Raw genomic sequence first — 9,490 nt, forward strand, 5'->3', positions numbered from 1 at the left:
AGGTTGCCCGTAGCGAAGCGAAGGGACCCAGACCATCGGGTCGCCTTTTTCTTTGCTTACTTTCTTTTTGGCGACGCAAAAAGAAAGTGAGTTGCTGCCGGGCAACCCCCGGCTTGCTGGCGAACTACAACCAAACGAAGCGCTGAAAGAGTCAGCAGACATGGATCCCGGATCAGGCCCGGGATGACAGCCGCCCCAACAGCTACCATACCCCCCATGCTCCACAAGCCCCGCATCCTGGTGATAGAAGACGAGTCCGGCATTGCCGACACGATCCAGTATGTGCTGGCCACCGACGGCTTTGCGCCGGTGTGGTGCGCCACCGCCCAGCAGGCGCTGCAGGAGTTTGCAGCCGAGCCGCCGGCGCTCGCCATCCTTGACGTCGGCCTGCCTGACCTCAACGGCTTCGAGCTGTTCAAGCGCCTGCAGGCTCTGCCCGGCGGGGCAGCCGTGCCCATGCTGTTCCTGACGGCGCGAAGTGATGAGATCGACCGTGTTGTCGGCCTCGAACTCGGCGCCGACGACTACATTGCCAAACCGTTTTCGCCGCGCGAACTCGTGGCGCGGGTGCGCGGCATCCTGCGCCGCACCGTGCGTACGACCGCTGCCGGGCCCCGGGAAACCGTTCCTGCAGTCAGCGTGGTTTTTTCACTTGATGAAGAACGCCGCCAGATCCGCTTCTACGGCCAGGCGTTGGAGCTGTCGCGTTACGAATACGGCATCCTGCGTCTGCTGGTGCAAAAGCCCGGCCGGGTCTACACCCGCGACGAGCTGCTCACCAAAGTCTGGGACGACGACGCCGCCAGTTTCGACCGCACCGTGGATGCGCACATCAAGACCCTGCGTGCCAAGCTCAAGGCGGTGGCGCCACACACCGAGCCGATACGCACTTCGCGCGGTTCGGGCTACGCGCTGGCCGAGGATCTGCCCCAGGAGCAGCGTTGAGCCGGAACGGACGCCGCGAAGGGCCGCCCCGAGCAAGGCCAGCCCCCTCGGGGGGCAGCGCATTACACGCAGTGAAAAGCGTGGGGGTCCGTTGAATAAGCGCAACCGCATCTTCATCGGCATCCTGCTGATCTATGCAGCCGGCATTGCCTTCATTCTTTACCGCGTGGTCGCCGAGATCGACCCGCGTTACCGCGAGTCGGCCGAGGAGTCGCTGGTCGAAACCTCGCACCTGCTGGCCGGCCTGATCGAGCAGGACGTGCAGGCCGGCGCCATCGACACCACGCGGCTGGAGCCGCTGTTCAAGTCGCTGTACGCGCGCCAGTTTTTGTCGCAGATCTATTCGGTTACCAAAACGCGCATTGAAATGCGCGCCTATGTCACCGACCGCTCGGGCCGCGTGCTGTTCGACTCGCTGGGGAAGTCCGCCGGAGCCGACTATTCGCAATGGCACGACGTCAGCTTCACGCTGCGCGGCGACTACGGCGCGCGAACCACCCGCGACGTGGAGGCGGACCCGCTGAGCTCGGTCATGTATGTGGGCGCACCGATCCGCTGGAACAACGAGATCATCGGTGTCGCCACGATTGGAAAGCCGGTCACCAGCTTCGGCCAGTTTGTCTCCGCGGCGCGCCAGAAAACCCTCTTTGTCGGCCTGGTGTCCGTGCTGGCGGTGCTGCTGCTGGCCGTGATCGTTTCTGTCTGGCTGGTGCGGCCCTTCGGCGTGATTGCCGACTACGTGCGGTACGTGCGGGCCCAGCGCTCGCTGAACCTGCCGCGCCTGGGCCGGCGCGCGCTGGGCGCCATCGGTGCGGCCTATGACGAAATGCGCGACGCGCTGGCCGGCCGCAACTATGTGGCCGACTATGTGCAGACCCTCACGCACGAAGTCAAAAGCCCGCTGTCGGCCATTCGCGGTGCGGCCGAACTGCTGCAGGAAGCCGGCATGCCGCAGGCCGAGCGCCAGCGCTTCCTGGCCAACATCATGCGCGAGACCGGCCGCATCCAGGAGATGGTGGACCGCATGATGGAGCTCACCGCGCTGGAAACCCGCCGCGCGCTGGATCGCCCGGTGCCCGTGGCGATCAAGCCGCTGCTCGCGGAACTCGCGGAGGCTGCCCAGGACGCCGCGGCTGCGCGCGGCCTCCGCATCACGGTGGATGCACCGGAAGACGCGGCGGTGGAGGGCGATGCCTTCCTGCTGCGCCGCGCCGTCAGCAACCTGCTGGACAACGCAGTCGATTTCTCGCCTGCCGGCGGCACCGTCGTGCTCTCGCTGCAGCTGCAGCCCCGCTCGGTGCGCATCCGTGTGCAGGACAGCGGCCCCGGCATTCCCGAATACGCCCAGGACAAGGTGTTCGAGAAGTTCTACTCGCTGGCAAGGCCGCATTCGCGCAAGAAGAGCACCGGTCTGGGCCTGGCCTTTGTGCGCGAGATCGCCGCCCTGCATGACGGGCGCATCGAACTGGCCAATGTGCCCGGGGAACCCGGCCAGGGTGCCATTGCCACGCTGTCGCTGCCCCGCGCTTCTTCTTGATTCGCAATTTCGTAACGACATTTCACACCGACTTCACACAAGCTTCCCGAAAGCTTCGAACCGCCTTCCCGGATGGCCGACATCCTTGGACCCGTGCACTGTCGCACGCCTGCCAAGGAGTTTTTCATGTCGCCCACCCTGTTCCACCCAGCCTCCGCCGCGCGCTGGCTGTGGCTTGCCACCGCCGGTATTGCCGCCGCCTGCTTCATCACGCTGACGCTGAGCCCCGCGCACGCCCAGGACCGCGACAGCACCGCCCCACGGCAGAAAACCGAGAGCCCCTACTTCTTCGTCAAGAGCGATGAACCCGGCCTGGACCAGCTGCCCCTGAAGGCCACCCTGGTTGACGTGCGCATCTCCGGCGTGATCGCCGACGTCACCGTCACCCAGCACTACCGCAACGAAGGCCAGCGCGCCATTGAAGCCAAATACGTTTTTCCCGGTTCCACCAAGGCCGCGGTCTATGGCATGAATGTGCGCCTGGCCGACCGCCTGATCACCGCCAACATCCGCGAGAAGCAGCAGGCGCGCATCGAATACGACAGCGCCAAAAAAGAAGGCAAAACTGCCGCCCTGCTCGAGCAGCATCTGCCCAATGTGTTCCAGATGAACGTCGCCAACATCATGCCCGGCGACGACGTGAAGGTCGAGCTGCGCTACACCGAGCTGCTGGTGCCGCAGTCGGGCAACTACCAGTTCGTTTTTCCCACCGTGGTCGGCCCGCGCTACAACAGTCCACAGTCGGAAAACGCCCAGGCGCCCTGGGTGGCCAAGCCCTACCTGCCGGCCGGCCAGCCTTCGGCCACCGCCTTTGACATCAAGGTGCAACTTGTCACGCCGATCGGCCTGAAGGAAGTGCGTTCTGACTCCCACAGCGTCAACGTACAGCTTGCAGATGAAAGCGACACCGGCAGCAAACGCGCCAGCGTGTCGCTGCGCCCCGGCAGCGGCCCTGCCAACAACCGCGACTTCATCCTCGACTACCGGCTTGCCGGCGACCGCATCGAATCCGGCATCATGCTCTACGAAGGTAGCGGCGAAAACTTCTTCCTCGCCATGGTCGAGCCGCCCAAACAGATTGCGGCGCAAACCATCAGCCCGCGCGAATACATCTTTGTGGTCGATATCTCCGGCTCCATGCACGGCTTCCCGCTGGAGACCTCCAAGGCCCTGCTGCGCGAGCTGATCGGCAGCCTGCGGCCCAGCGACAGCTTCAACGTGCTGCTGTTCTCCGGCAGCAATCGCTTCCTCAGCCCAAGCTCCGTGCCCGCTAGCCGCGCCAACATCGACCAGGCCATCAACACCATCGTGCAGATGGGCGGTGGCGGCAGCACCGAGCTGATCCCGGCCCTGAAGCGCGTCTACGCCGAGCCCAAGGCCGCCGACGTCTCGCGCACCATCGTGGTAGTGACCGACGGCTACGTCTCGGTGGAGCGTGAAGCGTTCGAACTGGTGCGCCGCAACCTCTCGCAGGCCAACCTGTTTTCTTTCGGCATCGGCTCCTCGGTGAACCGCCACCTGATGGAAGGCCTGGCTCGTGCCGGCATGGGCGAGCCCTTCATCATCACCAAAGCCTCCGAAGCGCCCGCCGAGGCCGCGCGCTTTCGCAAGATGATCGACTCGCCCGTTCTGACCAGCGTGAAGGCCCGGTTTGAGGGCATGGACGTGTACGACGTGGAACCCGCCCAATTGCCCGATGTGCTGGGCGAGCGCCCGGTGGTGGTCTTTGGCAAATGGCGCGGCAAGGCCGGCGGCCAGCTGGTCATCGAAGGCCAGAGTGCCAGCGGCCCCTATCGCAAGGCCCTGCCCGTGGGCAGCAGCAGCCAGGACGCAGCCGCGCTGCGTTACCTCTGGGCACGGCATCGCATCGCCGGCCTGTCCGACCAGGAGGCGCTTGAAGGTGGCGACGCCCAGCGCCAGCGCATCACCGAGCTCGGCCTGCAGTACAACCTGCTCACGCAGTACACCAGCTTCCTCGCGGTGGACAAGGTCGTGCGCAACACCCAGGCGCTTGACGCGCCCAGCGTGAACCAGCCCTCGCCCATGCCGCAGGGCGTGAGCAACCTCGCGATAGGTGCCGAAGTACCCGGCACACCCGAGCCCGCGGTGTGGGGCGGCATGGCCATGATGCTGTCGGTGCTGGCCATGCTGGCGCGCCGCCAGCGTCGTCACAACGCAGCCCGCCTGACCGCCTGAGGACGCGCCATGGCTTTATTCACCGACCTTCACACGCTGGCCCGGCCGCAGGGCCTGCTCAAGCGGCCCGGCTTTGTGCGCTGGGGCGTGCGCATCGACACCGCGCCCGAATGGATCTGGCTCGCCCTGCTGGCCGCCGCCCTGTGGCCGACCTGGCTGTGGATGGGCCAGCGCATGCTGGACCGCTCCGACGATCCACTGGGGCTGCTGGCGCTGTCGGCGCTGGCCCTGCTGGGCTGGCAGCAGCGCCGCCGCCTGCGGCCCGCGCCGCGCCTGCTGTGGCTGGCGTTAGCGCTGGCCGGCGCGGTGGCAGCAACTATCAGCCAGGGCGCGTTGCCGCCGCTGCTGGTGGCCCTGCTTTCATTGAGCACACTGGCCGCCGGGCTGTGCGCCTTCCTGCCCGGCACGGTGGCCAGCGGGCCGGTGTTGGGCCTGTCGGTGCTGTCGCTGCCCTTGCTGGCCTCGCTGCAGTTTTATGCCGGCTACCCGCTGCGTGTGATCACCGCCGAAGCCAGCCGCTGGCTGCTGATGCTGGGCCATGAAGTCGAGCGCAGCGGTGCCAGCCTGCTGGTGGACGGCCAGCTGGTGATCGTGGACGCGCCGTGTTCAGGCGTGCAGATGGCCTGGTTTGGCTACTTCAGCGCCTGCGCCGTCACGCTTTACCTCGCCCGCAGCAACCGTGCCTTTTTCACCCGTCTGCCTGCTGTCAGCGTGCTGGTGCTGAGTGGCAATGTGCTGCGCAACACGGTGCTGGTGGCCGCCGAAGCCTCGGGCAGCCATGTGCCCGGCTGGGTTCACGAAAGTGTCGGCCTGGCAGTGCTGGCCGCCGTGTGTGCCGCCATTGCGTGGGTCATGGCCCGCCCGGAGAAAACACGTTCCGGGAGAACACGCCATGTTTGAAAACAGCTTCATCAACCGCGTCATGCACAAAAGCCTGTGGGCGGTGCTGCTACCCGTGTGCATGTTGTGGGCCGTCTTCGCTGCGCTGGCCCGGCCATCCATCCAGCCGCATCAGCCCGCCAGCAGCAGCGAGTTCGTCACGCAGTGGCAAGGCCAGGCGCTGCGCCCGCTGGCGCTGAGCGAAGTCGAACAACGTTTTGCACGGCGCTTTCCGGGTACGCTGAGCCGCCTGACCAATGGGACGCAAGTGCTGGTGGTGCGAAGCGTGGACAAGCCGACGCGCATGCTGCATCCGGCCACCGACTGCTACCAGGGCCTGGGCTACCAGATCGCCGCGCAGCAGCTCGAGCTGGACCGCGAGCGGCTGCTCTGGCGCTGCTTTGAAGCGCGGCGCGGCGGGCAGCGCCAGCGGGTCTGCGAGCGCATTGTCGATGCCGGTGGCCGCGGCTTCACCGATACCTCAGCCTGGTACTGGGCTGCCGTCCTGGGCCAGTCGCAAGGCCCGTGGCAGGCCATCACCGTCGCGAGCCCGCTGTGAAAACGCTGCGCCGCCTGGGTTTGATGCTTTTTTGGCTTCTAGCCCCTGCTGCATCTGGGCTGACAGCTAGCTATTTCATAGCAAAAATGGTGCTGGCACCACTACCGGACGAGTGGTCCGCGCCGCTGCGCGCCGGCCCGTTGCAGTTGCAGGCCGGCGTGCCGACCATGCTGCGCCTCGCCACTGCGCCCTGGGTCGGGCCCCTGCTGAACGGCCGCCGCCTGGCAACACGCGCCGGCCCTGTGCAGCTGGCCTGGCAAGCCCCCACGCGCACCTTGCTGCTGCATTGCGCGCCGTGTACGCTCACGCCGTCCGCGCTCGGTGAGGAGCGGGTCGTCCTGCAGGAACTGCGGCTCAGCATCCGCCGGCAGGGCCAGTTGCTTGACGGCGAACTGGCCTCGGGCGCATTGCGTGCCACCTGGCGCGGTGAGCTGAGCAACCGGCAGCTGCAAGTCCAGCTGCAGCTGCCGTCCAGCGCCATCGCCGACGCTTATGCCCTGTTCGGCACAGCCATTCCCGAGCTGGCACGCGCCCGCATTGAAGGCCGCTTTGCCCTGAAGGCCCAATTCAGCTTGCCCAATGGCCAGCTGAGCCTGACGCCGCAGGTCGAAGGTTTCCAGGTCAGCGGCCTGGGCACCGAAGTGTTTGCCGCAGCCCGCTCCAGCTGCAGCCGGCGCACCAGCCGCCTCGCCGCCGACAGCTGGCTCTCGCGCGCCGTGATCACTGCCGAAGACCAGCGCTTTTACGAACATCCCGGCTACGACCTCGCCGAGTTCAGCGCCTCCATGCGCCAGAACCAGCGCGACGGCCGCATCAGCCGCGGCGCCAGCACGCTGCCCCAGCAACTGGCCAAACTGCTGGTCACCGGGGGCGAGCGCAGTCCCGTGCGCAAACTGCGGGAGTTGCTGTACGCGGTGGAGATGGAGCAGACGCTGGGCAAGCCGCGCATGCTGCAGCTCTACCTGGCACATGCGCCCTGGGGGCCGGGCCTGTGCGGCGCCGAGGCCGCCGCACAGCACTACTTCGGCCAGCGCGCACATGCACTAGAGCCTGCACAGGCAGTCTGGCTGGCAGCCATGCTGCACAACCCCGGACTGGAGGCACGCCGCTGGGCAGAAACCGGGGAAATCAATACGGCCAGGGCGCAGTGGGTGCTCGCTGGCCTGCGCGGCCTGCCCAGGCGACAGCGCGCCCGGCTCGCGGAAGAACTGGCGCAACCAGCATGGACGCCACCGCGCGTGCCGGCTGACCCAGATCAAGGACACAGCCCCCGTCCGGAGGCCCAATAAAAAGTCTCTTCACCATTGGAGCCTTTCATGAAAAGCAATGTTGGCGGCATCGACCGCATTCTTCGCATCACCATCGGGCTGGTGCTGGTCGGGCTGGCTGCCACCGGCACCGTCGGCTGGTGGGGCTGGCTGGGCGTGGTTCCCCTGGCAACCGGCCTGGTGGGCTGGTGTCCGCCTTATGCCCTGCTAGGGTTCAATACCTGCAAGATGAAGTGACACCAGCGCGAGCCCTCGCGCCCTGATCTGATTCACAGCGAGGCATCGAGCTACCGCGCGCCCCATTCCCGCACCATGCCAGTGCATTTTGTACACAATAAGTGCGCTAGATTGTGTACAAGGCTGGCATGCCTTCTGCATGTGACGAGGCATGGACCCTGTCACGCCCCTCGCCCCTGCTGCCGTTGAACTGGTTGCATTGACCAAGAGGTATGCGCAGGGCGCACCTGCGGTAGACAACATCAACCTGCGCATCGCCAGCGGCAGCTACTGCTGCCTGCTCGGCCCGTCGGGCTGCGGCAAAAGCACCACCCTGCGCATGATCGCCGGCCACGAAACCGTCAGCAGCGGCGACATCCTGCTGGAAAACCGCAACATCACCAGTTTGGCGGCCGCAGCCCGCGGCACCGCCATGATGTTCCAGAGTTTTGCGCTATTCCCGCACCTGTCGGCACTCGACAACGTGGCCTTCAGCCTGAAGATGAAAGGTGTCGACAAGACCACGCGCCACAAGCAGGCGCAGGACCTGCTGGAGCGCGTCGCCATGGGTCACCTGGCGCAACGCAAACCCGGTGAGCTCTCGGGCGGACAGCAACAACGCGTGGCATTGGCGCGCGCCCTGATCACCCAGCCGCGCGTGCTGCTGCTCGATGAGCCGTTGTCGGCGCTGGACCCTTTCCTGCGCATCCAGATGCGCGCCGAACTGCGCCGCTGGCAGAAGGAACTGGGCCTGACCTTCATCCACGTCACGCACTCGCAGGAAGAAGCGATGGCGCTGGCCGACACCATGGTGGTGATGAACAACGGCCTGATCGAGCAGGTCGGCTCGCCGCACGAGGTCTACAACGCGCCAGCCACCGAATTCATCGCTCGTTTCATGGGTGGCCACAACGTGATCGACACCGGCGCCGGCAAGATCGCCGTGCGCAACGACCACATGCTGATTGCGCGGTCCGAGCCCACCGCGCCGGCGGCCGGCATCGGTGGCATGGGGGCAGTGATCACCGATGTCGAGTACCAGGGCACCTATGTGCTGCTCGGTCTCGATGCCGCCACCAGCACCGGCCCCACCAGCGTCTCGGTGATGCTGCCCGAAGCCAGCTTTGCCCAGCGCCCCTATGCCATGGGCGAGTCCGTTCACCTGTCCTGGCACGCCGCGCACGCGCTGCGGGCCTGATCCCTCATTCACGTTTTTAACCAAGGAGCCACCATGTCCAGCGACACCATCAATCCCAACCCTGAAGCTCTCGGCATGCAACGCCGTACCCTGCTCACCGGCATGGCCGGCATCCTGGCCACCGGCCTGGCGCCCGCCGTGCACGCCCAGGAAAAAATCACCCTGCGTTACCTCGGCACCGCGGTGAACCAGGACAAGGCCATTGCCGAGAAGTTCAAGGCCGACACCGGCATCACCATCCAGTACGTGGCCGTCACCACCGACGACGTCACCAAACGCGCCGTCACCGCGCCCAACAGTTTCGACCTGATCGACACCGAGTACTTCTCGCTCAAGAAAATCGTGCCGACCGGCAACCTGAAAGGCATTGACACCAAAAAGATCAAGAACGCCGACAAGATCACCTCGCTGTTCACCACCGGCACCGTGGCCGGCAAGGCCGTCGGCGACCAGGGAACGGCGCCCAAGAAGGTGATTTACCTCGAAGGCGAAAAGTCCAAGGTGTTCGCCAAGTCGCCGACTCAGTTCATGTCGCTGATCCCCACGGTGTACAACGCCGACACGCTGGGCATACGCCCCGACCTGATCAAGCGCCCGATCTCTTCCTGGGCCGAACTGCTCAACCCCGAGTTCAAGGGCAAGGCCGCCATCCTGAACATCCCGTCCATCGGCATCATGGACGCGGCCATGGT

9 protein-coding genes are annotated in these 9,490 nt (G+C 65.9%); all 9 read left to right on the forward strand.

The window, feature by feature from the left end:
• The first annotated feature begins 216 nt into the window (after positions 1–216).
• Positions 217–945: a two-component system response regulator CreB gene (creB, locus tag ABI660_RS21415; RefSeq protein ID WP_348071938.1), complete on the forward strand. Its 729-nt coding sequence runs from the start codon at positions 217–219 to the stop codon at positions 943–945.
• Between the two features lie 91 nt (positions 946–1,036).
• Complete coding sequence (creC, locus tag ABI660_RS21420; protein WP_348071940.1) at positions 1,037–2,482, forward strand: two-component system sensor histidine kinase CreC; 1,446 nt, start codon at positions 1,037–1,039, stop codon at positions 2,480–2,482.
• A 126-nt stretch (positions 2,483–2,608) separates the two neighbouring features.
• Positions 2,609–4,678 (forward strand): VIT and VWA domain-containing protein, encoded by a 2,070-nt coding sequence (locus tag ABI660_RS21425; protein WP_348071942.1) that lies wholly within the window; start codon positions 2,609–2,611, stop codon positions 4,676–4,678.
• A 9-nt stretch (positions 4,679–4,687) separates the two neighbouring features.
• Complete coding sequence (gene xrtQ / locus ABI660_RS21430; RefSeq protein ID WP_348071944.1) at positions 4,688–5,578, forward strand: exosortase Q; 891 nt, start codon at positions 4,688–4,690, stop codon at positions 5,576–5,578.
• The gene (locus ABI660_RS21435; RefSeq protein WP_348071946.1) at positions 5,571–6,116 is read left to right on the forward strand and encodes a hypothetical protein; all 546 of its coding nucleotides are present in this window, start codon (positions 5,571–5,573) and stop codon (positions 6,114–6,116) included. Before xrtQ ends, ABI660_RS21435 begins: the two co-directional genes overlap by 8 nt.
• A gap of 86 nt (positions 6,117–6,202) precedes the next feature.
• Complete coding sequence (locus ABI660_RS21440) at positions 6,203–7,405, forward strand: biosynthetic peptidoglycan transglycosylase (protein ID WP_348071948.1); 1,203 nt, start codon at positions 6,203–6,205, stop codon at positions 7,403–7,405.
• Between the two features lie 27 nt (positions 7,406–7,432).
• On the forward strand, positions 7,433–7,621 hold the full coding sequence (locus tag ABI660_RS21445; protein ID WP_348071950.1) for a DUF2892 domain-containing protein: 189 nt from the start codon (positions 7,433–7,435) through the stop codon (positions 7,619–7,621).
• 151 nt (positions 7,622–7,772) lie between these two features.
• Positions 7,773–8,798 carry an ABC transporter ATP-binding protein gene (locus ABI660_RS21450; RefSeq protein WP_348071952.1) on the forward strand — a complete coding sequence of 342 codons (1,026 nt, stop codon included), beginning with the start codon at positions 7,773–7,775 and terminating at the stop codon, positions 8,796–8,798.
• Between the two features lie 33 nt (positions 8,799–8,831).
• Positions 8,832–9,490, forward strand: a 659-nt coding sequence (locus ABI660_RS21455) for an extracellular solute-binding protein (RefSeq protein WP_348071954.1), incomplete at its 3' end; no start/stop codon positions are given.

The organism is Polaromonas sp. (genome assembly GCF_039930745.1).
Taxonomy (GTDB): Bacteria; Pseudomonadota; Gammaproteobacteria; order Burkholderiales; family Burkholderiaceae_C; genus Polaromonas.